This window comes from Patescibacteria group bacterium, from assembly GCA_018819405.1.
Taxonomy (GTDB): Bacteria; Patescibacteriota; Patescibacteriia; order UBA1558; family GWA2-36-10; genus XYD1-37-29.
The window spans coordinates 950,324-974,094 of record JAHJQF010000001.1 but is presented as its reverse complement, the minus strand read 5'-3'; the positions used below and the strand labels follow the sequence as shown (position 1 = coordinate 974,094).

Annotated in this window: 26 protein-coding genes and 1 riboswitch; of the genes, 24 read left to right on the top strand and 2 right to left on the bottom strand. The window is 39.4% G+C overall.

The annotated features are described in order from the left end of the window. Window positions 1-5: 5 nt before the first annotated feature. From KKH39_05055 to KKH39_04970, 18 genes are all read left to right on the top strand, one after another. Window positions 6-356, top strand: coding sequence for a diacylglycerol kinase family protein (locus KKH39_05055; GenBank protein ID MBU1203381.1), 351 nt, complete (start codon window positions 6-8; stop codon window positions 354-356). A 68-nt stretch (window positions 357-424) separates the two neighbouring features. Next, window positions 425-1,675, top strand: a complete 1,251-nt coding sequence (ftsA, locus tag KKH39_05050; protein ID MBU1203380.1) for a cell division protein FtsA — start codon at window positions 425-427, stop codon at window positions 1,673-1,675. Between the two features lie 29 nt (window positions 1,676-1,704). Further along, window positions 1,705-2,883: a cell division protein FtsZ gene (gene ftsZ, locus KKH39_05045; GenBank protein ID MBU1203379.1), complete on the top strand. Its 1,179-nt coding sequence runs from the start codon at window positions 1,705-1,707 to the stop codon at window positions 2,881-2,883. A gap of 20 nt (window positions 2,884-2,903) precedes the next feature. Then, entirely contained in the window at window positions 2,904-3,368 is a 465-nt protein-coding gene (nrdR, locus tag KKH39_05040; GenBank protein MBU1203378.1) for a transcriptional regulator NrdR, read from the top strand. A gap of 2 nt (window positions 3,369-3,370) precedes the next feature. Beyond that, window positions 3,371-3,622 (top strand): hypothetical protein, encoded by a 252-nt coding sequence (locus tag KKH39_05035; protein ID MBU1203377.1) that lies wholly within the window; start codon window positions 3,371-3,373, stop codon window positions 3,620-3,622. A 44-nt stretch (window positions 3,623-3,666) separates the two neighbouring features. Further along, window positions 3,667-3,801: riboswitch (cobalamin riboswitch) on the top strand. A 107-nt stretch (window positions 3,802-3,908) separates the two neighbouring features. After that, window positions 3,909-4,355, top strand: coding sequence for a hypothetical protein (locus KKH39_05030; GenBank protein ID MBU1203376.1), 447 nt, complete (start codon window positions 3,909-3,911; stop codon window positions 4,353-4,355). A 72-nt stretch (window positions 4,356-4,427) separates the two neighbouring features. Continuing rightward, window positions 4,428-6,206 carry a DUF4430 domain-containing protein gene (locus KKH39_05025; protein MBU1203375.1) on the top strand — a complete coding sequence of 593 codons (1,779 nt, stop codon included), beginning with the start codon at window positions 4,428-4,430 and terminating at the stop codon, window positions 6,204-6,206. Window positions 6,207-6,208: 2 nt separating this feature from the next. Beyond that, on the top strand, window positions 6,209-6,769 hold the full coding sequence (locus tag KKH39_05020; protein ID MBU1203374.1) for a hypothetical protein: 561 nt from the start codon (window positions 6,209-6,211) through the stop codon (window positions 6,767-6,769). Between the two features lie 83 nt (window positions 6,770-6,852). Next, window positions 6,853-7,197, top strand: coding sequence for a hypothetical protein (locus KKH39_05015; protein ID MBU1203373.1), 345 nt, complete (start codon window positions 6,853-6,855; stop codon window positions 7,195-7,197). Between the two features lie 4 nt (window positions 7,198-7,201). Next, window positions 7,202-8,287 (top strand): peptide chain release factor 2, encoded by a 1,086-nt coding sequence (prfB, locus tag KKH39_05010; GenBank protein MBU1203372.1) that lies wholly within the window; start codon window positions 7,202-7,204, stop codon window positions 8,285-8,287. 37 nt (window positions 8,288-8,324) lie between these two features. Beyond that, window positions 8,325-9,815 carry a hypothetical protein gene (locus KKH39_05005; protein MBU1203371.1) on the top strand — a complete coding sequence of 497 codons (1,491 nt, stop codon included), beginning with the start codon at window positions 8,325-8,327 and terminating at the stop codon, window positions 9,813-9,815. A 124-nt stretch (window positions 9,816-9,939) separates the two neighbouring features. Continuing rightward, window positions 9,940-11,253 (top strand): ComEC family competence protein, encoded by a 1,314-nt coding sequence (locus KKH39_05000; protein MBU1203370.1) that lies wholly within the window; start codon window positions 9,940-9,942, stop codon window positions 11,251-11,253. Beyond that, window positions 11,246-11,536, top strand: coding sequence for a GIY-YIG nuclease family protein (locus KKH39_04995; protein ID MBU1203369.1), 291 nt, complete (start codon window positions 11,246-11,248; stop codon window positions 11,534-11,536). The genes KKH39_05000 and KKH39_04995 overlap by 8 nt, the downstream gene beginning before the upstream one ends. A gap of 145 nt (window positions 11,537-11,681) precedes the next feature. Beyond that, window positions 11,682-12,479 (top strand): MBL fold metallo-hydrolase, encoded by a 798-nt coding sequence (locus KKH39_04990; protein MBU1203368.1) that lies wholly within the window; start codon window positions 11,682-11,684, stop codon window positions 12,477-12,479. A 1,072-nt stretch (window positions 12,480-13,551) separates the two neighbouring features. After that, window positions 13,552-14,046 (top strand): hypothetical protein, encoded by a 495-nt coding sequence (locus KKH39_04985; GenBank protein MBU1203367.1) that lies wholly within the window; start codon window positions 13,552-13,554, stop codon window positions 14,044-14,046. A 176-nt stretch (window positions 14,047-14,222) separates the two neighbouring features. After that, window positions 14,223-14,603, top strand: a complete 381-nt coding sequence (locus tag KKH39_04980; protein MBU1203366.1) for a response regulator — start codon at window positions 14,223-14,225, stop codon at window positions 14,601-14,603. 21 nt (window positions 14,604-14,624) lie between these two features. Beyond that, complete coding sequence (locus KKH39_04975) at window positions 14,625-15,134, top strand: nucleoside-diphosphate kinase (GenBank protein ID MBU1203365.1); 510 nt, start codon at window positions 14,625-14,627, stop codon at window positions 15,132-15,134. Window positions 15,135-15,633: 499 nt separating this feature from the next. After that, on the top strand, window positions 15,634-15,933 hold the full coding sequence (locus KKH39_04970; protein ID MBU1203364.1) for a hypothetical protein: 300 nt from the start codon (window positions 15,634-15,636) through the stop codon (window positions 15,931-15,933). 126 nt (window positions 15,934-16,059) lie between these two features. Here KKH39_04970 and KKH39_04965 read toward each other — a convergent pair whose 3' ends face one another. Then, window positions 16,060-16,251 (bottom strand): 50S ribosomal protein L28, encoded by a 192-nt coding sequence (locus tag KKH39_04965; protein ID MBU1203363.1) that lies wholly within the window; start codon window positions 16,249-16,251, stop codon window positions 16,060-16,062. A gap of 89 nt (window positions 16,252-16,340) precedes the next feature. On the opposite strand from KKH39_04965, the gene KKH39_04960 reads away from it, so the two are divergent. The 6 genes from KKH39_04960 to KKH39_04935 all read left to right on the top strand — a co-directional run bounded on the left by KKH39_04960 (window position 16,341) and on the right by KKH39_04935 (window position 22,994). Beyond that, entirely contained in the window at window positions 16,341-16,970 is a 630-nt protein-coding gene (locus KKH39_04960) for a site-2 protease family protein (GenBank protein MBU1203362.1), read from the top strand. A 1,388-nt stretch (window positions 16,971-18,358) separates the two neighbouring features. Beyond that, window positions 18,359-19,012 (top strand): hypothetical protein, encoded by a 654-nt coding sequence (locus tag KKH39_04955; GenBank protein ID MBU1203361.1) that lies wholly within the window; start codon window positions 18,359-18,361, stop codon window positions 19,010-19,012. 194 nt (window positions 19,013-19,206) lie between these two features. Further along, complete coding sequence (gene rpsL, locus KKH39_04950) at window positions 19,207-19,635, top strand: 30S ribosomal protein S12 (protein MBU1203360.1); 429 nt, start codon at window positions 19,207-19,209, stop codon at window positions 19,633-19,635. A 31-nt stretch (window positions 19,636-19,666) separates the two neighbouring features. Next, window positions 19,667-20,131 (top strand): 30S ribosomal protein S7, encoded by a 465-nt coding sequence (gene rpsG / locus KKH39_04945; GenBank protein MBU1203359.1) that lies wholly within the window; start codon window positions 19,667-19,669, stop codon window positions 20,129-20,131. Between the two features lie 74 nt (window positions 20,132-20,205). Beyond that, a complete protein-coding gene (gene fusA, locus KKH39_04940; GenBank protein ID MBU1203358.1) occupies window positions 20,206-22,299 on the top strand; it encodes an elongation factor G in 2,094 nt (697 codons plus the stop codon). A gap of 182 nt (window positions 22,300-22,481) precedes the next feature. Further along, window positions 22,482-22,994: a hypothetical protein gene (locus tag KKH39_04935; protein ID MBU1203357.1), complete on the top strand. Its 513-nt coding sequence runs from the start codon at window positions 22,482-22,484 to the stop codon at window positions 22,992-22,994. Between the two features lie 244 nt (window positions 22,995-23,238). On the opposite strand, the gene KKH39_04930 is transcribed toward KKH39_04935, so the two are convergent. Continuing rightward, a complete protein-coding gene (locus KKH39_04930) occupies window positions 23,239-23,649 on the bottom strand; it encodes a hypothetical protein (GenBank protein MBU1203356.1) in 411 nt (136 codons plus the stop codon). Window positions 23,650-23,771 lie beyond the last annotated feature (122 nt).

The window sequence follows — 23,771 nt, the reverse complement described above, 5'->3', positions numbered from 1 at the left end:
AATTTATGAATAAGTTGGATTGGCAGTTTTATAGAAATTTTAAATTCGCTTGGCGTGGCTTAAAGACAGTTTTTAGAACAGAAAAAACTTTTAGGTTACATATTTTGATAGCTATCATTGTTATTGCCTATAGTTGGTATAAAGATTTGGACAAAGTATATTGGGTAGTAGTTTTGATGATAATAGCTCTTATTATGTCCTTAGAGATATTCAATTCGGCGATTGAAAGACTTGTGGATATGCTGGCTCCTAGGACACATAATTTTGCCAAGGAAATAAAAGATCTTTTGGCCGCTATGGTGCTTTTAGCTAGTCTTTTTGCGGCTGCTATTGGTTTGATAGTATTTTTATGGTAAAAATATTTGGCAAAAAGACATTATTTAGTTATAATTAATCATTATAAGTCTTAATTTTTAATCTATAAATGGCCACTAATCGAGATATTATTACTAGCCTGGATGTCGGTACAAATGCCGTCAGGATTGTCATGGGTCAACGTTTGGCCGATGGTCGTCTCAAGATAATTGGCGCGGCTGAAACTCCATCTCAGGGTGTGATACGAGGCTCTATCAATTCGGTTGAAGAGGCTGTTTCGGTTATTTCCGAAACAATTGAAAAATGCGAGAGGATGACCGGATTAAGAATAGACAAAATGGTGGTCGGTATGAGTGGCGCTCACATCAAGACTATTGCTAGTCGGGGTGTGGTGGCAGTGGCTAAGGCCAATGAGCAAGTAGAAGATTCTGATGTTGAGAGAGCTTTAGAAGTGGCCGAGAGCACTACGACCTTGCCAAACTATGAGATATTACATGTATTACCGATTAGCTACAATTTGGATGATCAAAAAGGAATAAAAGAGCCCCAGGGTATGAGTGGCGTAAGGTTGGAAGTAGAAGCACAGGTAGTAATGGCTATGTCTTCACAAGTCAAAAATTTGACCAAAGTAATATACAGGACTGGCGTTGACATAGATTTTATAGTTTTTTCAATCCTAGCCACAGCCGAGGCTGTTTTAAATGCCAAGCAAAAAGAATTGGGTGTTGTAGTGGTCAATATTGGATCCTCTACTACTTCTTTGGCTATATTTGAAGAGGGTAATATTTTGCATACTGCAGTATTACCTGTTGGAGCGGGGCACATTACCAATGATTTGGCGATTGGCCTAAAAACTTCTGTAGAAGTAGCCGAGGCAGTCAAGATTGATCATGCTCAGGCTATTAGTGAAAGTGTATCCAAGAGAGAAGAAGTTGATTTGCACAAGTATTCTGAGAATGAGAAAAAAGGCTCTTATGTCTACAAAAAAGATATTTCAGAAATTGCTGAGGCTAGGCTAGAAGAAATATTTTCCATGGTTGCCGATGAGCTCAAAAAAGTTGATAGAGATGGCAAGTTGCCCTCTGGTGTAGTTTTGACTGGTGGAGGAGCCAAAATGCCGATGATTGTAGATTTAGCCAAAAATATTCTCAATTTACCTGTATTTTTGGGACTGCCAATTGGCAGTAATTTCCCAATTGATAAGTTAAATGATTCTGAATATACTACTGCTTTAGGGCTTGTTATTTGGGCAGAAAAAAATATAGAATCAGGTGGTAGTTTTATGCCAGGATTTTCAATGTTAGGCAAAACCGGCGACAAGATGAAAAGATGGGCTAAGTCGATATGGCCGTCTTCATAAATTAAAAATATTTATTTAAATTAAAATAAATGACAAAGAAGAACTTAAAAGAAGTGATACCTCCGGTTGAGACATTTGCCAATATCAAAGTAATCGGCGTTGGTGGTTCGGGAGGTTCGGCTATAAATCGTATGGTAGCCTCCAAGATAAGGGGGGTAGAATTTATTGCAGTCAACACAGACGCTCAGGCTTTGCATACTTCGGTTGCACCAAAAAAGATTCATATTGGCCGTAATACTACTAGAGGTTTAGGAGCTGGTATGGATCCGGAATTAGGTTTAAAGAGCGCCGAAGAAAATGAACAAGATATTATTAGCCATTTGGAAGGCGCAGATATGGTTTTTATTACTTGTGGTTTGGGTGGTGGTACTGGTACCGGGGCGGCTCCATTGATTGCTGATTTAGCTCGTGAATCTGGAGCTCTGACAGTTGCTGTTGTGACCAAACCTTTTACTTTTGAGGGAGTACAGAGAAAAAATATTGCTCAGCGTGGTTTGGAGCGTTTGGCTGATAAGGTAGATACTATTATTACTATACCCAATGACAGGTTGCTCCAGATTATTGATAAAAAAACTTCACTTTTGGAAGCTTTTTCTATAGTTGATGAGGTATTAAAACAGGGCGTACAAGGAATATCAGAAGTTATTACAGTACCGGGGTTGGTCAATGTAGACTTTGCTGATGTCAAGGCAATTATGAATCAGGCTGGCTCAGCTTTGATGGGTATTGGTAGTGCCAGTGGAGAAAATAGAGCTAGTGACGCTGCCAAAGCAGCTATTGATAGTCCGTTGTTGGAATTATCTATCAACGGAGCTACAGGAGTCTTGTTTACTATAGCTGGTAGTAGTGATTTGTCTATGTATGAAGTTAATGAAGCAGCCGAAGTCATCACATCTAGTTGTGACCCGGAGGCCAAGATAATTTTTGGTACAGTTATTGATGAAAATTTAGGAGAAGAGGTGAAAGTGACGGTGATCGCCACTGGATTTAGAGGAACTGAAGATACTCCGGCCAAAAGTAACATCTCTGAGCCAGCTATGGGCTATCCAGAGGCTTTTGCCAAAAAAGAAGAAGAAAGGAAAGTTAAAAGAGCTTTTGAAAAACCAAAGCAAGAGACTGAAGAAGAAATCATTGATGTGCCAAAATCTAAAGAAGAAGAGGAGCTTGATATTCCGGCATTTTTAAGAAAAAAATTAAAGGGCCGATAGGCCTATGAATTTCTAATTGGATGAATTGTCCTGTTTGTAATGCAAAAGATACCAAAGTAGTAGACTCCCGTTTAGGTGGCGGGGGTTTTAGTATTCGTCGCCGTCGGGCTTGCCAGAAATGTCAGTTTAGATTTTCTACCATGGAAGACATGGAAATTCTTGATTTGGCAGTAATAAAGCGTGATGGTCATCGTGAAAATTATAGTAGAGACAAGTTGATTCGGGGCATGAGAACATCACTGGAGAAAAGACAATATTTAGAAGAAGATTTTCATAAATTAATAAACGAAATAGAAAGGGACATACAAAAGAAAGCCCACGGAGAGATAACCTCCAAGCAAATAGGAGAAATAGTAATGAAAAGGTTAAAAAGTTTTGATCAGGTGGCTTATATCAGGTATGCTTCAGTTTATAGGTCATTTAAAGATGCCAAGACTTTTCAAAAGGAGTTAAACGAGCTCTTAAAAAAGAAGGGTAAGAAATAATTATGAGAATTTCTATTTTGATTATATTATTGGCTATTATAGCCTTTTTATTTTATCAATATATATCCAAAGGCTGGTGGAATGACCCTATTTTAATACCCGAAAATGTAGAAACACCTGCAGACAATATAAATTATGTTAACGAGACTACTAGAAAATTTGGTTTAGAAAATTGTCTTAGACTTTGTATTATGTCCGAACAAGAGGATCAATCAAGCTGTCAGGCTAGTTGTAATGATGAATTTAGCCAATAACTTATCAACAATGTATAAGGTCACAGACAGTTGTCAATCGTTTTACTCTGTGTTAAGATAAATTCACTTTGACAATTCAATCAGGGAAGTGAGGTGCAAATCCTCCGCAGTCCTAGCTACGGTAAGTCTCCAATGTAGGGAGAACAAGTCCGACACCTGAGTTTTATTCTTTGCCTAAGGAGCAAAAGGATGAATTTATTAAAGCTTAATAATTTTGTCACCACTCTCCTTAGTGAGAGTTTTTTTGATAGTTTCAAAGTTTGTTCTTTTCAAGGAGGTAGATGGCATGTACAGGCGAAAGTTTCTGACTCTTGTGGCGTTGTTTTTTTCGGCGCCTTTAGTCGGTTGCGGTCGTAGAATTTTAGAACCGGAGGCATCAGACACCTCTGAAACCAAAGCACAGATTCAGGATTTTATAATGGCTGGCAGTATAGCGGCTTTTATGCAATCCGAATCTTTGGATCTAGTGTTTGACCATAACACTGATTGGAGTTTTCCCCAGGGTGATTTCAGTGGGCTACTGTTTATCACGAATTTTGAGGGGCATGGTCTTTATGGTTATGAGGTGTATGTTGACGGACAATATATACCGACAGCCATAAATGTTGTGCCTTTTAATTCCTGCTTACAACGAATGAGAATTACCCGTTTCGGCCAGACAGTTTGGAGATACAGCCCGCCACCGTGTCTTGATATCAGAACACGTCCTCATATCACGAAACAGGAACGATAGTCTGGTTCTCAATGTGGGTAGTTAAAAAATTACCCACATTGAAAAATTTGATTAATAATTTATAAAATAATTATGAAAAATAAAATTTTATTTTTAATTCTAGTCTGTTTATTGGCATTTAGTCCTAACCTAATTTTTGCCCAATATGATGATAGCGTTGTTTATTTGCAGGGTCAAAATCAAAATGCTTGGATTACTCAAGCTTTGATAGCGGCTCAGGTAGTTGATCCAGATATTAGTTATATAGAGGTTGAGAATCAGGATTTGATGACAGTAGTCAAAAATATTTTAGTTTTGGCAGCAGTTGGCAGTCAGGAGACAGATAGCCTAAATACATTATTAAGTACCTTGGAAGCCAATATAAACAACGGACAAATTGGATCAATAGATCTTTTAAATGATGATTTTTGGGGATTGATGGCTCTGAGTTCTGTTGGGCATTCAAGTAATATAGAAACAATAAAAAGTTTTATTTTGAGTCATCAAAACAACGATGGGGGTTGGTCTTGGGCCACTACAGGTGCTTCAGATAGTAACGATACGGCTGCAGCTGTGATGGCTCTTTTGGATACTGGCTTAAATTCTTCTAGCGCTGAAATACAGAGTGCCTTGGCTTATTTGAGGAGTTTGCAGAATGAGGATGGCGGTATTGGATATGATGCTGGTAGTCAATCAGACGGGGCATCAACTGCTTGGCTCATCAGCGCTTTAAATAAGGCGGGTGAAGATGCTAATACTTGGCAAAAGGGTGAAAATAATCCAGTTATTTTTTTGGAAAGCTTAAGACAAGACAATGGTTCATTTTTATGGATGTCTAGCGATGAACAAGGTTCGGCCATGGTCACCGCCTATGCTTTGGTGGCCTTAACAAATAGCTCCTACCCAATAAATTATATTGAAATAACTGAAGAAGAATTACCACTAAGTGGCCATGATATACGTATAGAAGGGCCTAGTCAAACAATTTGTCTAGCCAGTAATTTGGAAGCTGAAAATGTTTTGGAGCTTTTGGAAGCAGCCTCTAGTGTTTGTAACTTTGAATATACTACAGAAAATAGTGCTTATGGAGTTTATGTTTCATCTATAGATGGCGTGGCAGCTCAAAGTATGGATGGCTGGCAATATTTTGTCAATGATTTGGGTGGAGCCGTGGCTGTGGCAGATTATCAGCTGACAGGCAATGAAAGAGTTTTATGGGGCTATGGTGCTTGGCCACTTTATGCTTCTAAGATAGAAATCAGTAGTAATCGTATAGAATTGGGAGGTCAGGCTACTATTGAAGCCTCTTACTATGATGGACAAAACTGGCAGCCTTGGTCGCAAGCACCTGTTTATATTGGTCAGGATCAATTTCAAGCAGATAGTGCCGGACAATTAATTGTTACTATGCCAATAGGTGGTGTTTATTCCATCTGGTCTGATGATGATATAGAGAGGATAAGGAGCAACAAGTTATATCTGACAGTTGGCAGTGGCATATCAGAGACAGTGGATTTGAGTGTCAATGTCCAGACAGACGGAGGAGAGGATAATGACAACGATGACACTATTGCTTTTTCTCTGGATCAGTCCAACATAAATTTTGGAGACTTATACCCTGGACAGTCGTCTGAGACAATTCTTACATTGTCCAATACCGGCAATGTCGATATATATATTGAAGCCAGTGTGATAGGTCAGGATATTTTTACTGATTATACTAGTTTGAATCATTTTACTTGGACAGAATATAATCTCAATTTGCCTGTTTCTCAAAATCAACCTGTCAACGTTGGTTTGAGTGTGCCTAGTAGCTACACAGCTAGTGGTCAAAAAAACGGCCAGTTGATATTTTGGGCGGTTAACCAATAGTTATGACAAATTTTATAGAATATTTTTTGTTTATATTTTTAATTTTTCCTTTTTCTTGTCAGGCAGTCGGAATTTCAGTTAGTCCTTCGTCTCTGGAAATGTTTTATCCTTCGGTGGGTGATAGCTATATTGATATCCAAAATATATCAGAAGAACCCATAGTAGTTTATATTTATACTGATGATTATAAGGATAATTTTGTGTTTAATGTACAAGAAATGGAACTTTACCCAGAAGAGATTAGTCGTGTTGCTTTGTCTGTAGATTTCAAAAATAGTCCCGAAGGTCTAAAATATACCAATATCTCTGTTCTTACTAAGGCTTTGGATAAAAAAAGTTTCAATGCTTTTTCCGGACTCAAGATTCCAACCACTGTCTATGTTACAAAGTCATTTTTTTATTGGACCAAGGAAGCAGTTTTTGTAGGAGTATTTTTTGGTATTTTACTTTTACTGGGAATATATAATTTGTTATTTATAATCATCAGACATTTTAAAAGGAAAAAACATTTTTTATCCTCCAATTTGTTAAAAAAACATAAAAAATGGTATAAACTTTGGTAAAAATCCCCAAAAAGACGGCAGTTAACTAATTGCTGTTTTTTTGTTATAATTTAAGAGAATTTAAATATTAATTTTGACATCATATGATTGATGAAGAGCTTAAAAAAGCAATAATAGAAAATAAAGAAACCTTAGCAAGGCTTGATCAGAGATTGCACAGAATTGAGAAAAAATTTATCTGGAATACTATTTTTGGATTTTTAAAATTTTTGGTAATCTGGGGTCCGATTATTGCGGGTATAATTTATTTTACCCCAGTCTTAAAAGACTATATTAAAATTTTTGATCCTCTATTGGATCCCTTTAAAGAAAGGGCAGCGGGAATAGTACCTATAAATAACTCCAATGCTAGTCAGAATGATTTTGCAATTGAAGTGTTTTGTGACCCCGAAGCTAGAGATGCGCTAATCAACCAGCTGTGTCAATAATATTGTGGAAGAACTCCGTCAAAAAATAGAAGAACTTAAAATAAAGATAGATAAGGCCTTGTCTATCCTGTCTTTAGACAAGAAGAAAAAAGATTTGGAAGAATTAAAAATTTATATGTCAGCTCCTGATTTTTGGTCTGATCAAGACAGGGCTAGGAATATTAGTACTAAAGCTAGTTTTTTGGAAAATTCTATACACGATTGGCAGGAGTTGTCCCAAGCTGTGGATAGTCTGATGTCTTTAGTAAAGGATAAAGATGCGGCTAGTTTGATCAAAGACATAAGTTCTGGTTTTGATGACCTAGAAAAAAAATATATAGATCTGTCAGACGAGCTTTATTTGTCAGGAAAGTATGATAATTTTCCAGCGATATTGACTATCAACGCTGGAGCCGGGGGAGTGGACGCTCAAGATTGGGCAGCTATGCTGGAGCGTATGTATTTTAGATTAGCCGAGCAAAAAGATTGGAAAACAAATATTTTATTCCGTTCGGCTGGTGCCGAGGCTGGTGTAAAAAGTGTTACTTTTAAAATAGATGGTCCACAGACCTATGGGTATATAAAAAATGAGGCTGGTGTGCATAGATTAGTTAGACTTTCGCCTTATGATGCTGATCATGCTCGTCACACTTCCTTTGCTATGGTGGAAGTATTACCTGAGTTATCAGAAGTTGATTTTATTATTAATGAAGATGATCTAAAGATAGACACTTTTAGAGCTTCAGGGCATGGTGGCCAGTCAGTCAATAAAAGTGACAGTGCTGTTCGTATCACTCATTTACCGACTGGTATTGTGGTTTCATGTCAAAATGAGCGCTCACAGATGCAAAATAAAAAACAGGCAATGAGCCACCTCAGGAGCAAGCTGCAAAAATATTTTGAAGCCGAAAAAGATGAAGAAAAAAAATCTCTAAAAGGTGAATATACAGAAGCTGCTTGGGGTAATCAGATTCGTTCTTATGTTTTACATCCTTATAAAATGGTAAAAGATCATCGAACTGGTTTTGAATCCACTGATCCAGATAAGGTATTAGATGGTGATTTGATGCCTTTTATAAAAGCCAAGTTGGAATCAGACGTCAAAATATAAGTAGTTTTTGTGTATATTTTGTGCTATAATATGATATATGTTTGAGCATCTAGGACCCACACCAGAAACATACAGACAAAAAAAAGTCACAAATTTTAAAGTGTATTTATCTTTATTATTGATGGCTATTTTTGTTTTTGTTTTTTCCCTCAGCCTCAAAGAAGGTCCGGTCTCCGGTGCTTATGGTGTAGACTCGGCTAGACTCTCAGCCAAAGTTTTAGCTAACACAGCAGACAAAAAAATAGTTTATCAGGCCAACAATTTTTCGGTTTTTGATTTTATTATTGAAACAGAAAAAGATAATATTTCTTTGCAAAAATTAGAAGTAAGAGTTGATGGTTTGTATGACCTTAGCCTTATAGACGATCTTAAAATTTTCCATGATGGTATGCAATTGGGTGAAGTAAAGGAAATTGATCAGAGTGGACATATATATTTTGACCTTGAAGATTATCCTCTTAAAAAAGGTCAAAATTTGTTTAGATTTTTATTACCAAATAATAATGTAGTAAATACTGGCGATGTTTTGCAATTAAGTATTGAAAATGATTGGGATGTTTTCTTGAGTTATCAGGAGCATTTATTTACTCCTGACGGACAATTCCCTGTTCAGAGTGGTTTGATATCTTTTGTAGAAAAAGGCCAGATACTGGCTAGTAATCAATATATTGACAACAATTTTTTGATAAATACTAATATACCCCAGCAGTTATCTAGATTTTCATTGACTACTGATAGTGAAACTTTTGATGTTTATAAAGTAATAGTAGCTTATGAAGCCCTTGGAGATACTCGGACTATAGATAAAGCTGACTTTGTTTTACTAAAAGATGGTCAGCTTCTATCCCAAGCTAGTCTCGATGATCAATCATCAGATATAATCTTTTATTTAAACAAACCGATTTTTATACAAAACAATGGTTTGGAGTATTTTGATTTGCACACTTTGGCTCTACCGACTGGTCAATACAAATTTTATCTAAAAAATGTCAGCGCTACTGGCTCAGTCTCTGGTCAGGATTTGAGTCTCCATAAAGATTTGTATTTAAGCACAGTTGATAGTCGGGACTACTTTTTACAAATCAATTCACCAGATCAAAATAAAAGACTTTCCCAAGGTTGGAACGAGCTTTATAGAATGAAATTAACAGCTAGAGGTGTTGATAGTTTGGAGTTAAATAAATTAACTTTTGCTGTAGATAAATATGGTTTGGATATTAGTCGGGTAGATGTTTTAATTGATGATGAACCATATATAGCTGATATAGTAATAGAAAATAACAAAATAATAATAAAGTCAGACATACAAAACCCAATAAAAATATCAGACAAAGGAAATGAAATTTCATTGCTTGTCAAAGTAGATAATCTAGATAGTTCAGCCAAGTTGAGTGCTAGATTATTGACTGACGATCAGCCAATTTCTGAAGATAGAAATGGTAATATTATATGGTCATCAGGTGATATATTTTTCAATTCTTATATGCTTCCATATTTGCCTTTAGAGCCGAGTATTTTGTCTTATTGATTTTGATTTCTCGGTCTATGTCCCTTCGGTCTCGAGCTTAGGGTCAAGAGGCCGGCACAGGTTAATTTTTGACAAATTTTTTAAAATAGGTTTAAATATAGTTCAGAAGAATTAAGCGATTTTGATGAGCAAAAGCCAAGGCTTTTTAGGGGTTAGTTTTATTTTTTTGGCACTCAATTTTGTTTGGTTGCTATATTTTGACAATCGGGAAAATAATCCCGGTTTTATTTTTGATAATTTTTATAGTTTTAAAGCTAAAGTAATAAATACCGACAAAAAGATAGATGGTTGGAATATATTAGTAGAGCCTTTGGATTTAGATAATTTTTCCGGAAATATTTTAGTCTATATTCCTTTGTATCCAGAGTATTATTATGGTGATGTTTTAGAACTATCAGGCAAAGTTTACAAACCAGAGCCAATAGAGGATGATGAAGGCAAAACATTTTTTTATGATAAATATTTAGCCAAGGACAATATATATGCTACTTGTTTTCGTCCAAAGGTAAAATATATTTCTCAAGATAAAGGTATTTCTTTTTATATTTTTCAAGCCAAAAATTATTTTTGGAAAAATCTTGACATTTATCTTCGTGAGCCGGCTTCATCACTAGCCAAGGCTATGCTTCTGGCCAGTCGTCGGGAAATACCTGGTGATACCAGAAATATTTTTGCTCAAGTGGGCCTGAGTCATGTGGTAGCTATTTCCGGACTGCATATGGCTATTATAGTTTGGCTAGTCAGGAGTTTTTTGTTTGCTATTGGTTTGTCTAGAAAAAAAGCCTTTTGGTTTTTAATTTTAATATTATTTTTATATTTATATTTGATAGGATTTCCAGCTTCGGCAGTTCGAGCCAGTTTGATGCTATCTATATTAATGTTAGGGCCTTTTTTGGGCAGGGATACAGAATCTATATATAGCCTTGTTTTGGCTGCTGATATATTTGTCTTACTCAATCCATATTTACTTTTATATGATATAGGTTTTCAATTGTCATTTTTGGCAGTCTTGGGTTTGCTTTATTATGTAAAATTTTTCCAGAAAGTTTTGTTTTTTGTACCCCAAAAATTTAAGTTGAGAGAAGTAATGTCTGTGACCCTAGCCGCTCAAATATTTACCTGGCCTTTGATTGTTTATTATTTTGGTATTGTGTCAATTGTAGCGCCCTTGGCTAATTTTTTGATTTTGCCCTTTTTGCCATTGGTTTTGGTATTTAGTCTGTTTTTAGCGGGGTTTGGTTTTTGGCCATTTTTGGCAAAATTATTAGCTTGGCCGCTTTTTATTATTTTAAAGATAATTGTTGTCTTATCTTTTTATCTTTCCCAATTACCCAGGGCTTATATTGAAGTACAAGATTTCAGTAGTTTTTATATGATTTTTTTTCTTTGTTTTATGTTTATTTTGACTTTTATAATTAAGCCTCAAAATTATGAATAAAGAATATTATGTTTATATTTTAACTAATCAAAATAATAATGTTATGTATATTGGTGTCACTGGCGATTTAATAAATAGGATAAAACAACACAAAAATAAAGATATTATTGGTTTTACTAAGCCATATAATGTTATAAAGCTGGTTTATTATGAGGTATATCAGCATATGCATGATGCTATTTGTAGAGAAAAACAATTAAAAAATTGGCATAGAGATTGGAAGAACAATTTAGTGGAATCGGTTAATAAAAAATGGGAGGATATTAGCGATGATTTTTTGTGATATTTTTGTTATGCCGAATTCCTGCCCGACATGCCTGACAGTAGTCATGGCAGGCGGGTATTTCGGCATCTCCAATCGGAGATCCTGAAACAAGTTCAGGATGACAAATATAAATTTGGTATAGTGGGTTAATTTATATAAACATATGAATAAAACAATATTTTTTATAACCCTAATAATTTTGTCAGCTTTATTTTTTTCTTTTTATAGAATAGAAAATAAACTAGCGATTAATTTTTTGGATGTTGGGCAAGGTGATGCAATTTTAATTCGTACTCCTGATGGTCAAAATATTTTGATAGACGGCGGGCCGGACAATCTGCTCTTGTCCCAAATGGCCGACAAACTTCCTTGGTGGGAGGACACGATTGATTATTTGATTATTACTCATTGGCATGATGATCATATGATGGGTTTTGTAGAGCTTTTAGAAAAGTACGAAGTAAAACATGTTTTGGTGAGTAATCACCAGCCCGATCATTTTTTGTATAATATCTTTACCCAAAAATTACAAGAAAATAATATCCAACCACAAATTGTACAAGCAGGCGAGAGTTTTATGTTTTCCGATGATTTATATTTTAGGGTTCTTTTAGCTGACTACTGGCATGAAGATTTCAATGAAAACTCAGTAGTTATAAAACTAAGCTATAAAGATAAAAATGTTTTATTGATGGGAGATTTGCCAATAGAAGGGGAACAAAAGTTATTGTCCGGTGGTTTTGATTTAAATTCCCAGTATCTAAAAGTCGGCCATCATGGTAGTAAATATTCTTCATCACTAGAGTTTTTGCAGGCTGTACAGCCCGAATTTTGTATTATTCAATCTGGCTTGGACAATAAATTTGGCCACCCGCATCAGGAAGCAATAGAAAGATTGAAAAAAGTAGGGTGTGAAATAGAAAATACTCAGGACTTAGGTACTATTAGTTTTAGTTTTTAAAATTTATTGACTAATTTAATAGCGATTGATATCTTAAGAGAGCCACTCCTGCCAGTAATGGTGGGAACGACGTATGAAGTGACTCGACGAAAGGAGCCATATCGTGGCTATCCGCATCCGTGGACGTCCCATCGGGGACAACGCCTGACTTCCTAAAGTTCCCAGCGTTAGTTGGAGAGGATGACCTTCGCTTACGAACCAGTCAACTCTCACGATCCCCTCGTAGGGGAATATTACCTGGGGTCAGGTGAGACTATCTACAGCGATGCAAGCCGGGCAAGACTTAGCTCCAAGAGCGAGTTTTGTCCGGTATTTTTTTGTTTAGATTATTATATTGACTAATTTTAGGGCACTTGGTATCATAAAAACAGCCGTTCTCGCTAGATCTGTTGGTCTATAGGGGAGGGCAGGAGCCCAGCCGATATTGGAAGGAGCCACATCTCCTATGCCGCTAATTTTGGCGGGAATTTTCTGAAGCGACTCGAGGAAGGAGTCTGATCATGAAGATTCGAAACACTGGACCCCCGAGGGAGACCGTCGCCGAGCTGCGTCGCCGTACAGCCACGAAGGCCGCATGAACCGCCTGACCAGCGAGGTCGCCGATGAAGCTTCGATTCCACCTTTAGCTCGGCCAGAGTAATCGGGCCAACTGACCGGGCACTTAAGCGACTCAAGGCCCATCTCCAAAAATCCCAATATTCTTTTCTTCGAGCCCAATGGCTCAAAAAATGATCGCACAGCGATCCGGTGGCCTTCGGGCCAACCACCTGACCGGGCGAGACAAGCTTCACATAGTGAGTTTCGCCCGGTTTTCTTTTATAGATTTTATCCAAAAGTGATGAAGATTAGCTATAAAACTTAGTAGCTTGGGTCAGGGTAGAATTTTTTATAGTTATTGACAGAATTTACAAAATATTGTATGTTCAAATATGTATTGTACAATTTCACGAGTATATTTCCTATGGAAGTATACTCATTATAGTGAGACCAAAAGCCAAGGAGGTTTTTTAACCGAGTATCATTCGCCGGCTACCTTAGGTAGTCATTTTAGTCCCCATTCAGGGAGGAAGACATGCATCACATTCGTGGACCCTCGCGTCTGATGATGGGCGCCGCTCTGGCTCTGGTGGCCGTCATCATGCTGCTTGCTTGCGGCGCGATGGCCAGCCAGGTCAGTTACGCGAAGAACGACCTGTGGTATGCGGTCACCGACGGCACGGACATCGCCGTGGCGATCGCCAATCACATGGACACGACGGCGAACACTACGACCGTCGTCCTGAAGAAGATCAACGAGTCCTGTAACATGAGCGCACTGTGTGTGGCGGCTTCGGCCGGTGATGCCGTTGGGCTCTACTACAAGAGCTCCAGCGTCGTCAGCAATCTGGATCCGGTATATATCAAGATTCCCAGCTCACTGAGCGCACTGTGTGTGTCGGCTTCGGCCGGTGATGCCATCTGGGACTACTACCAGGTGACGATGAACAAGAGCTCCATCCTCGGCCATTACGGCGGCAGGGAAGACGTCCCGCCCGGCAATAGGCCTGGCCGCCTGATGGCGGCCTAACACCAAAACCGGCGGGTCTCAGCGAGCTATAAAAGGGGCAGACACTGCCCCAATTGAACCCAAAGATGGGACGCTCGCCAGGGGGCAGCGCGTGCGTTGCCCCCTCTTTTTATTACCTTGATTTTTATATTCACTTAGCATATAATATAGGCATAAACATTAAATTTTTAAGCGTTATGGCAGATAATAAAACAAAAATTTTGCTTATTGAGGACGAGGAAATGCTCGCCAATATGTATGAAGTAAAGTTTAACAACGAAGGCTTTGATTTGACCAAGGCTCTTGATGGAGCAGACGGTTTGGAAAAAGCCAAAACTATTCATCCGGATTTTATTTTACTTGATATTATTATGCCAAAGATGGATGGTTTTTCAGTTTTGAAATCTCTCAAGGAGGATGCCGCTACCAAAGATATTCCTGTAATGTTGTTGACCAACCTAGGGCAGGATGAGGATATTGAGCGTGGTAAAGAGTTGGGGTCAGTTGGCTATTTAGTCAAGGCAAATATTACCCCATCGGAAGTAGTGGCAGAAGTTAAAAAGAAAATGGCTAAATAATTATTTTATAAATTTGTAAATATGAATGATAAATTAGAAAGAAGTTTAATATTACTCAAACCCGATGCTATCAACAGAGGCTTGATAGGGGAAATACTACATCGTTTTGAAAGAACTGGACTCAAAATTGCCGGACTAAAACTTGTCCTGTCTGATCAAGATACTGCCCTCAAACATTATAGTGAAGATTTGGCAAAGAGACGCGGACAAAAAGTAAGAGATATGATGGTGGAGATGATTACTTCCGGACCAGTAGTAGCCATTGCTATCGAAGGCGTGGAGGCAGTGACCATTGTACGCAAGATGGTCGGAGAGACTGAGCCAAAAAGTGCGGCTCCAGGTACTATCAGAGGTGATTATGCTCACTTGTCTTTTTCTCATGCTGACAAAAGCAACAAAGCAGTTTTTAATCTCATTCACGCCTCTTCAAGCGTAGAAGAAGCTAAGATGGAGATAAGTTATTGGTTTCAGGATTTTGAATTATGTGATCATCAGCCTGATTATACTAGGCATACACTGTTGGAAAAATAATCTCTCGACGAGTTTTAAAATAATCAATTTAAAAAGAGCTAAGTCTAGCTCTTTTTTTGGTTTGTTTTTGACCCGTTAGAAATAATATTTCTAACGGGTTTTGCAATGATTTTTAAAAGATGTTATATTATAAATGTAGCTTCTTTTTAACATATGTAACTCTACAACATTATTGCCTTGGTGCTTTATATTGTCTTGGGCTGGGGCCTTTAGTCTGCGAGCACCACCCTTTTACAAAGGGGTTATACATATAAAAAAGCAAAGCTACAATAGTCATTAATTACTAAGGCACAAATTCATGCAACAAAATGGCTAGCAAAAAGGTGTTTTATTAGTTTTTCAAACTATAACAACGCCTTTTTGTTTTTACCCCGAGTTTAGGCCAGGGGTTTTTATAATTGACCAAAATTGCAAAGAGTGGTATTGTAAAATATATTTTGTTCATCCCGTGGCTTTATCAGCCACATATATTGGCCCAAACAAACACTGGAGGTTACTTGTGTCGAAACAAGCTGGGGCGACGATTGACGGACGCCGTTGGGTGCCTTTTCCCAACAATTTTTCATCGGTTGAACTGGTGGAAGAGCAGAGCTATGATGGAAGAGACTATGTCTCGACCGGTCGTCTGCGCAGAGCAGGCCAACCTTGGCCCATCTGGGATACGCGGACCCGTCTGGTCTATCTCGATCCTCATGGTGAGGGAAGACACTACCAGATCATCGGCGATGAGCTGATCAGGGCTCACCCTGTCAGGAGACTGATCAAGAAGATCGTCATGGCCTGCGCTAGTAGCAGGTAGTTTGGCCCAAGACCCTTTTCCGGGCGCCACTTTTGCATCATGTATGTCATCAGGCGCCCGCTTTATTTTTATTCAAAAAATTAAAAAACCGCCCCCTGCTATGAGGGGACGGTTGAAAAAAATAATTTATTTTATAGTTTGATTTTTTCTAAGTTTGTTTAGAGTTTTCAAACAAGAAGTGCAAACAGTCATTTTGCTGTTGCCAATTTTTTTGGATTGCAAATTCAGCTTCATGGTTCTCTTGCTAGCAATATTGGAATGACTGCGGGTATTAGCACTTAGTTTACCTCTATTACAAATTTCACATACTTTGGCCATATACTTTGAATTTCTATGTTAATTAGGCTATAATACTATTATTAAGCTTTGATTATGCTACCATCAATTTATAATTTTGTCAATAATATATGTTAATTTCCACATTATTTAGCGATCCAAAAATATTTTTAATAGTTATTTTATCTATTATATATGCTTTAACTATTCATGAGTTTGCTCATGCTTTGGCGGCTCATTATTTGGGAGACAATACCCCTAGTCAAAATGGTCGTTTGACTCTCAATCCTTTGGCTCATATGGAGTTTTTGGGTACCTTGATGCTCCTTTTCGCCGGTTTTGGTTGGGGCAAACCAGTACCGGTCAATACTTATAATCTTCGTTGGCGTCGTTGGGGAGATGCTTTTGTGTCACTGGCTGGTCCGCTTTCCAACTTTATTAATGTAGCTTTATTTATAATAATTGCTAATTTTTTGCTCAAGTTTTTGCCTATTGATAATCTAGTTTTTATATTTTTGTTTTATTTGATATTAGTCAATCTTATATTGGGAGTTTTTAATCTTATACCTATTCCACCACTTGATGGCTCCAAAGTGCTTTTTGCCTTTTTGCCAGCTCATTTTGACGAATTTAAGCGTAAATTTACTATAAATGGGCCTTGGATATTGATAGTTTTGATAATTTTGGATAATTTTATGAACATTAATATTTTTGGGCATATTTTTGACTTTTTTATCAATTTTATTTCTAGATTTATATAAAATACCCATTTTTGGTATTTTTAAAAGGTTTGTCAGGGGCTCTTGACAAATTTTTTATTTGTGCTATAATACAAAATCGTGATTAAAAAATATTTTTAGTCGCCCGATCATTTCCTAGTGAATACGCAACAAGTCTAAGCAACGGAAAATGGTATCCCCAAGTGGGATGTAGCGTCCAGCTAGTCTGGACAAAACCTGCCATGATGCAACGACGGGAGGATCCCAATGTCGATCCACATCCGCGGCCGTCCGGTCGCCACTTACACGAACTATTTCGTGCTCATGGGCAACACCTCCACGACCGACGTCCGCGGCCGGCGGCGCGGCAGCTAGACCTGGGCGCCAGCGCCCCGGCGGCTAGCTAGCCGCACCATGTAGCTCCACTTCGGAGCTACACAACCAGTCGAAAGGAGAAGCAGTGCTCTACTGGCTCCTTCCCGACGATTCGGGTGCGAACCCGGCGACTAAGCTCGTCGGAAACAGTTCGTGCCACAGGTGGTACCGCGCCGTTGAGGCCGGCGTATGGACCGAGCGCTACAGACAACCTTCGGCAGTTGCCGGAAAGGAGCGATGATGCTCTTCTGGACCCTGCCCGATGTTCCTGCCGAGGCGTCCGACGCGCCTCCGATGACCACGCCTGTCACCCCTGGGCTGGAGACCCAGTAAGGTGACGCGCTTCGGCCTGTCGCCAGCGTCTTCACGGGCTATACGCCCATCGCCAAGCTGGCCAATCAGGCTGCTGGCCCCCGCGGGGCACCCTCTGCACGCGATCTCAGTATCGCGCCCAGTGAGGTGCTTCCGCGGGGGCTCTTTTTTATTGTTTGTTTTTTTTGCTTATGTTATTATAAATATACTCGCGTGCTGGCTATCATAGTCAGCACATTTGTCTGTCATTGTGATACCATAAGGAGGATTCCCAATATGAATCGACGAAGACCCAGTGTCCAGATGCAGATGAAGATGGTCGCCAAGAAGGCTACCAAGAAGAAGACCGTCAAGAAGACGACGGCGAGCGAGGTGACGATCGCCTGACCCAGGCCGCATTGGCCTCACGTGGTCGTAGAGTGATCGACAGGCCCCCACGGCTTATGCTGCGGGGGCTCTTTTTATTGACAAGAATTTATTTTTAGTGTATTTTTTATAATTGTTTGTAAAAGTTCGTTGCATTTTTTCCTGGTCACAGGATTAATTTATAGATTTCACGCAACTTTTGCTCGACAACTTGCCTTGAACATGGAAATTGATTTGCCTTGTAAAGGAGTTAAAAAGCGTTAAGGGGGGTTGCGCTACCCGTAAGAGCATGAACAGCAGTGTATTCACACCTGCAGTTTTTCGAAGCGCCTCAATGAGGCAAAACTATTGTATCTGAGACAAGGAGAAGTCTAACCATGAAGCGAATCATCGCAATCACTTTAATGCTGGTTTGCCTCGCCTGGCTGACCGGCTGCAGCAACATGGACCAGACCACGGCTCCGGAGACCTCGATCGTCGATCAGGTCAACGCGACCAACCAGAGCGGCGGCTTCGAGGATGTCATGAACGTGGCCTCTCGGAGTGCGGAGGACAGTTCGACCTGGCAGGGTATTCAGTCCGTTCTGAAAACTGCCGATCCTGACACAATCATTCTGACTCGCTCCCGTTCGCCCTACGGTTACGCCACTGGCTACTGGGCAGTGATGTTTTACCAGAAGGTCTATCCTTCTGGCGAAGCTCGGGGCTACCAGCTACCTTTCACCGTGACCACCAGCGATGTCAATGGCTGGACTCTCGTCGACAGTGGTTTAGGGGCTGTCTACAGCACTGAGCCGGGCTATCCTTGGGGCTACACGGGAGAATCGAATGGTGTGCCATTCGGTGATCACGTCAAGATCGGAGGGGATTACCCGACCTGGACTACTCGCGGCGAGTACGCCTGGTTTGAAGTGCGCAACAACACTCAGTTCGGCACGCCTCCGACCTTTGTCGGAGCCTGGGATGAGGACAATATCAAGGTCCGCGATGTCTACAACGGCGACATCACCGACTACGTCCTGATCGACTAGTCAGGTCTCTCATTAGGGCCTGAAACCCGCCCCTCCTCCAAAGATTCACAAAATCTAAGGGGGAGGGGTATTAATTTTGGCTATTATTCTTGACTTATATATTTTTTTATGCTATTTTATTGGGGACTTTTCCCGCGTAGCGGGATCCCGCTACGCGGGAAGAACAGTCGTATTTTTTATTTTTTAAGTTAAATATGCCAACAGTAAATCAATTAATCAAAAAACCTAGAAAACAGCAAAAGGCCAAGGGCACTACCCCGGCTTTAAAAACTGTTTTAAATAGTTTGAAAAGAAGAAAAAGAGAAATGCCACAAGGCTCTCCTTTTAAACGTGGAGTATGTTTAAAAGTTACTACCACAACACCTAAGAAACCAAACTCAGCTCTTCGAAAAATTGCCAGGGTTAGATTGTCAAATGGTATGGAAGTGACTGCTTATATTCCAGGTGAAGGCCACAATTTGCAGGAGCACAGTATTGTTATGATTCGCGGCGGTAGGGTAAAAGATTTGCCAGGTGTCCGTTATCATATTGTTCGTGGTATTTTTGATACTCAGGGCGTAGCCAATAGAAAGCAAGGTCGCTCAATTTATGGCGCCAAAAGAGAAAGAGCAGCTAAAAAATAAATTAATATTTTGATAAAATCATTATAAAATTATGAGAGGAAAACCAGCACCAAAAAGACCTATCAATCCAGATCCAAAATTTCAGAGATTAGATATTGCCAAGCTGATAAACAAGATCATGGAACGTGGTAAAAAAACCACAGCTCAAAAAGTAGTTTATGGAGCTTTTGAACATATATCAAAAAAAACCAAACAAGACCCTATAGCTATTTATGATGCTGCTATTAGAAATATTTCCCCAAACCTAGAAGTAAAAGGTAAGCGTATTGGTGGCGCTAACTATCAAGTACCAATAGTAGTGACTGGCGATAGAAAAATGACTTTAGCACATCGTTGGCTCATTGAAGCTGCCAAAGCTAGAAAAGGAGCTTCCATGGCTGTCCGCTTAGGTGAAGAGCTTATTGCTGCTGCCGGCGGTGAGGGTGCTGCTATGAAAAAACGTGAAGATGTGCAACGTATGGCCGAATCAAACAAAGCTTTTGCTCACTTCGCCTAAACAGTTATTAATTTAAATATTAGGCGCTTTAGCCGCCTTTTATTTTTTAAAAAATCTAAGTTGTAAACAAAACTATGCCTCGACATCCACTTGAAAAAATAAGAAACATTGGAATTATTGCTCATATTGATGCTGGTAAGACTACCGTGACGGAGCGTATTCTTTTTTATACAGGAAAAAAACATAAAATCGGTGAAGTCCATGAAGGGCAAGCTGAAATGGATTGGATGGAACAGGAAAAGGAAAGAGGTATTACCATTACTTCTGCCGCGACTACTTGTTTTTGGAATTTACCTGACTGGTTGGGTGGTGACAAAGCCAATATCAATATTATTGATACCCCAGGTCACGTAGATTTTACTGTAGAAGTAGAAAGATCATTGCGCGTGCTTGATGGTGGTGTGATTGTTTTTGATGGAGTAGCTGGAGTAGAACCACAGTCGGAGACTGTCTGGAGACAGGCTGACAAATATCATGTGCCCCGCCTAGCCTTTGTAAACAAGATGGATAGAATGGGTGCGGATTTTTATTATGATTTAAAAACTATTCATGATAGATTGACAAAATCTGCCCATCCAATGCAGTTGCCAATTGGAGCAGCTGAAACTTTTGAAGGCATTATCAATCTTTTAGAAAGAGAAGCTTGGTATTATCTTGATGAAGACGGTAAACAATTTGAAAAACGTGAAGTACCAGCTGACATGAAAGATAAGGTAGAAGAATTCCGTGGAAAACTTATTGAAGCGATTGTAGAAAACGATGAAGCCTTGATGGAAAAATATCTTGGCGGAGAAGAACCAGCTATTGAAGATTTGAAAAAAGTTTTGAGACAGGCCGTTATTGGCAACAAGATTGTGCCAGTTTTTGTCGGTTCAGCTTTAAAAAACAAAGGAGTTCAGTTTTTGCTAGATGCCATTGTTGCGTATTTACCATCTCCACTTGATGTACCAGAAATTGTCGGACACGAACCAAGAAATGAAGAAAATCATATCACGGTCTTGGCTAAAGATGAGGATCCTTTTGTAGGTTTGGCTTTTAAAGTGGCGACTGATCCTTATGTTGGTAAACTGACTTTTGTAAGAGTTTATTCTGGTACATTAAAATCCGGCTCTTATGTTTTTAATGCCAATACCGAGAAAAGAGAGAGGATTGGAAGAATTCTTAGAATGCACGCCAACTCTCGTGAAGAAGTATCTGAAATATTTACTGGTGATATCGTAGCTGTTGTTGGCCTAAAAGATACAACTACTGGTCAGACTCTTTGTGATGAAAAAAGAGAAGTAGTCCTTGAAAGTATGGATTTCCCAGAACCAGTTATTCATGTGGCAGTTGAACCAAAAACCAAAGCTGATCAAGAAAAGATGGGTATGGCTCTGGCAAAATTAGCCGAAGAAGACCCAACCTTTACTGTCCGATCAGATGAAGAAACAAATCAAACTATTATTGGTGGTATGGGAGAGCTTCATTTGGATATTATTGTGGATCGTATGAAGCGTGAGTTTTCGGTTGAGGCCAATGTCGGTGCCCCACAAGTCGCTTACAAAGAAACCATTACGGCTACTGCCGAGGCAGAAGGAAAATATATCAAACAATCTGGTGGTCGTGGTCAGTATGGTCATTGTTGGTTGAGATTGGAACCACTTGAAAGAGGTACTGGATTTGAGTTTGAAGAAGAAATCAAAGGTGGCGTTATTCCAAAAGAATATATTCCGGCTATTGAAAAAGGTATCAAAGAAACCATGGACAACGGAATATTGGCTGGTTATCAAATACAAGATGTTAAAGTAGCTGTTTATGATGGAAGTTACCATGATGTTGACTCTTCTGAAGCTGCTTTTAAAGTAGCTGGTTCAATGGCTTTTAAAGAAGCTTTCAAAAAAGCTACCCCGGTTATTTTAGAGCCAGTCATGGCGGTAGAAGTAGTCACTCCCGAACAATACATGGGCGATGTGATTGGTGATTTGAATTCCAAGAGAGGACAGGTTCATGAAATGAGCGATAGAGCTGGTGCCAAGGTTATTGATGCCGAAGTGCCACTATCTGAGATGTTTGGTTATGCTACCGCTCTAAGATCTATGACTCAGGGACGAGCTAGTTATTCTATGGAGTTCAAAAAATATGCTCAGGTGCCTCACAATGTTGCTGAAGAGATAATTAAGAAAAATTAGATTATATAAATTTACCCAGTTCTTCGTGCTTTGCCTATCGGTAGGCAGGAAGGACTGGGTTTTTTGTTTACCGCGTTAGAAAAAATTTTTCTAACGCGGTTTGACAGAAAAATATTTTATTGCTAATTTATAGCCAGTTTAGTTCTGTCCAGAGGTATATGGCACAAACGAGGAGGCTAGTCATGCAGGCAAGCAAGATTCATCGGGTCGGGGATGTGGAAATTTTCCATTTTTCTGACATGTCGTCAGCAGACGGGCGTGGCCTGGTTCAGCAGGCTATCAATGCTAGGCGTAATGCCTATGCTCCGTATTCCGGTTTCAAGGTGGGCTGTGCTCTGGTCAGTCAGAGTAACGTCGTTTTTTACGGATGCAATGTGGAGTACGCCCACTACAAAGTCACTCATGCCGAGCGTTCAGCTCTAGCGGCCATGGTAGTCAGCGGACAACTCAATATTAGGATGTTGGTTTTGGCTGGTGCGACTGCTGATCGTGAGTTCAATCTGACACCCAAAGACATTGATCTGGGCAAGATTAATGTCAGTAGTATGGTCACATCATGTGGCGATTGTCGTCAGATTATCAGCGAGCACTGCAACGGCGACAATAGAGTGCCGATTCTGTCGGTCAACACCGAGGGCTTTGTTTTTCGGGCAAGTATCGGGGTGCTTTTGCCTCATGTTTTCACCCTCAGGTGAGGATTCGGTCGGGAGCGGGCATCAGTCCGCTCCTTTTTTGTTACTTTTATTTTATTTTTTCGTTGTATATTATAGCTAATTAAAATATATGTTTATGCTAAAAAGAAAAATAAAAATATGGCTAAGAGGCTGGGATTTTTTTGCTGAAAGTAATTTTGAAAAGTATTACAAAAAGTCTTTACTCAAAAATTAAAATAAAAAAGAAACCCCGCCTCACGCTTGATAGCGTTCGGCGGGGCGAGACTCAGGCCATTTTTTGCTGATTGCAGTGTTCATAGCCGCAAGCGGCCATATTGATGATTTGTCTCAATACATTCTCAGATACAGGAAGATCATTCCAATTGATGTGACATTGCTGGATCTCCTCCATGATGCAGCTCAGTTTTTCCGCGTCATCAAAATTCAGCGGTGTGTACTCATTTTTGGCCAGGATGGCCTGAAGTTCACGTCTCACCTGGTTTTTGTGACAGACGCGCATCAGCGTCTGCATGTCGACTTGGGTCGTGCCAATTTGTGGCCAGCAAGCACCGGCCTTTATCTGGCACAGACACTGTACCAAGATACGAAACACAAACCCGGGATGAGAATTTTCGTTGAGCTGAGCCACGTATTGGCGTAGCTCAATCAGTGACAAAAGCTGAAATTCAAGTGGCATGAACTCACTCCTTTGAGTCTGAGGTTATCAATTGACAGGGAACATTACAGAGAGTTATCATAGTATATTGTATAGTTTTTGTCAACTAATAAAAGTTATTTTATTTAAGATATCTTCAAATA

Coding starts and splice junctions, on each gene's coding strand:
- rpsG (MBU1203359.1), top strand. CDS start 19,667: ATGAGAGGAAAACCAGCACCAAAAAGACCTATCAATCCAGATCCAAAA.
- KKH39_05015 (MBU1203373.1), top strand. CDS start 6,853: ATGATTGATGAAGAGCTTAAAAAAGCAATAATAGAAAATAAAGAAACC.
- KKH39_05005 (MBU1203371.1), top strand. CDS start 8,325: ATGTTTGAGCATCTAGGACCCACACCAGAAACATACAGACAAAAAAAA.
- KKH39_04965 (MBU1203363.1), bottom strand. CDS start 16,251: ATGGCCAAAGTATGTGAAATTTGTAATAGAGGTAAACTAAGTGCTAAT.
- KKH39_04955 (MBU1203361.1), top strand. CDS start 18,359: ATGAAGCGAATCATCGCAATCACTTTAATGCTGGTTTGCCTCGCCTGG.
- KKH39_04935 (MBU1203357.1), top strand. CDS start 22,482: ATGCAGGCAAGCAAGATTCATCGGGTCGGGGATGTGGAAATTTTCCAT.
- KKH39_04930 (MBU1203356.1), bottom strand. CDS start 23,649: ATGCCACTTGAATTTCAGCTTTTGTCACTGATTGAGCTACGCCAATAC.
- KKH39_04995 (MBU1203369.1), top strand. CDS start 11,246: ATGAATAAAGAATATTATGTTTATATTTTAACTAATCAAAATAATAAT.
- KKH39_04980 (MBU1203366.1), top strand. CDS start 14,223: ATGGCAGATAATAAAACAAAAATTTTGCTTATTGAGGACGAGGAAATG.
- nrdR (MBU1203378.1), top strand. CDS start 2,904: ATGAATTGTCCTGTTTGTAATGCAAAAGATACCAAAGTAGTAGACTCC.
- KKH39_04975 (MBU1203365.1), top strand. CDS start 14,625: ATGAATGATAAATTAGAAAGAAGTTTAATATTACTCAAACCCGATGCT.
- rpsL (MBU1203360.1), top strand. CDS start 19,207: ATGCCAACAGTAAATCAATTAATCAAAAAACCTAGAAAACAGCAAAAG.
- KKH39_04985 (MBU1203367.1), top strand. CDS start 13,552: ATGCATCACATTCGTGGACCCTCGCGTCTGATGATGGGCGCCGCTCTG.
- KKH39_05000 (MBU1203370.1), top strand. CDS start 9,940: ATGAGCAAAAGCCAAGGCTTTTTAGGGGTTAGTTTTATTTTTTTGGCA.
- KKH39_05030 (MBU1203376.1), top strand. CDS start 3,909: ATGTACAGGCGAAAGTTTCTGACTCTTGTGGCGTTGTTTTTTTCGGCG.
- KKH39_04990 (MBU1203368.1), top strand. CDS start 11,682: ATGAATAAAACAATATTTTTTATAACCCTAATAATTTTGTCAGCTTTA.
- KKH39_05055 (MBU1203381.1), top strand. CDS start 6: ATGAATAAGTTGGATTGGCAGTTTTATAGAAATTTTAAATTCGCTTGG.
- KKH39_05025 (MBU1203375.1), top strand. CDS start 4,428: ATGAAAAATAAAATTTTATTTTTAATTCTAGTCTGTTTATTGGCATTT.
- KKH39_05020 (MBU1203374.1), top strand. CDS start 6,209: ATGACAAATTTTATAGAATATTTTTTGTTTATATTTTTAATTTTTCCT.
- KKH39_05035 (MBU1203377.1), top strand. CDS start 3,371: ATGAGAATTTCTATTTTGATTATATTATTGGCTATTATAGCCTTTTTA.
- ftsA (MBU1203380.1), top strand. CDS start 425: ATGGCCACTAATCGAGATATTATTACTAGCCTGGATGTCGGTACAAAT.
- ftsZ (MBU1203379.1), top strand. CDS start 1,705: ATGACAAAGAAGAACTTAAAAGAAGTGATACCTCCGGTTGAGACATTT.
- KKH39_04960 (MBU1203362.1), top strand. CDS start 16,341: ATGTTAATTTCCACATTATTTAGCGATCCAAAAATATTTTTAATAGTT.
- fusA (MBU1203358.1), top strand. CDS start 20,206: ATGCCTCGACATCCACTTGAAAAAATAAGAAACATTGGAATTATTGCT.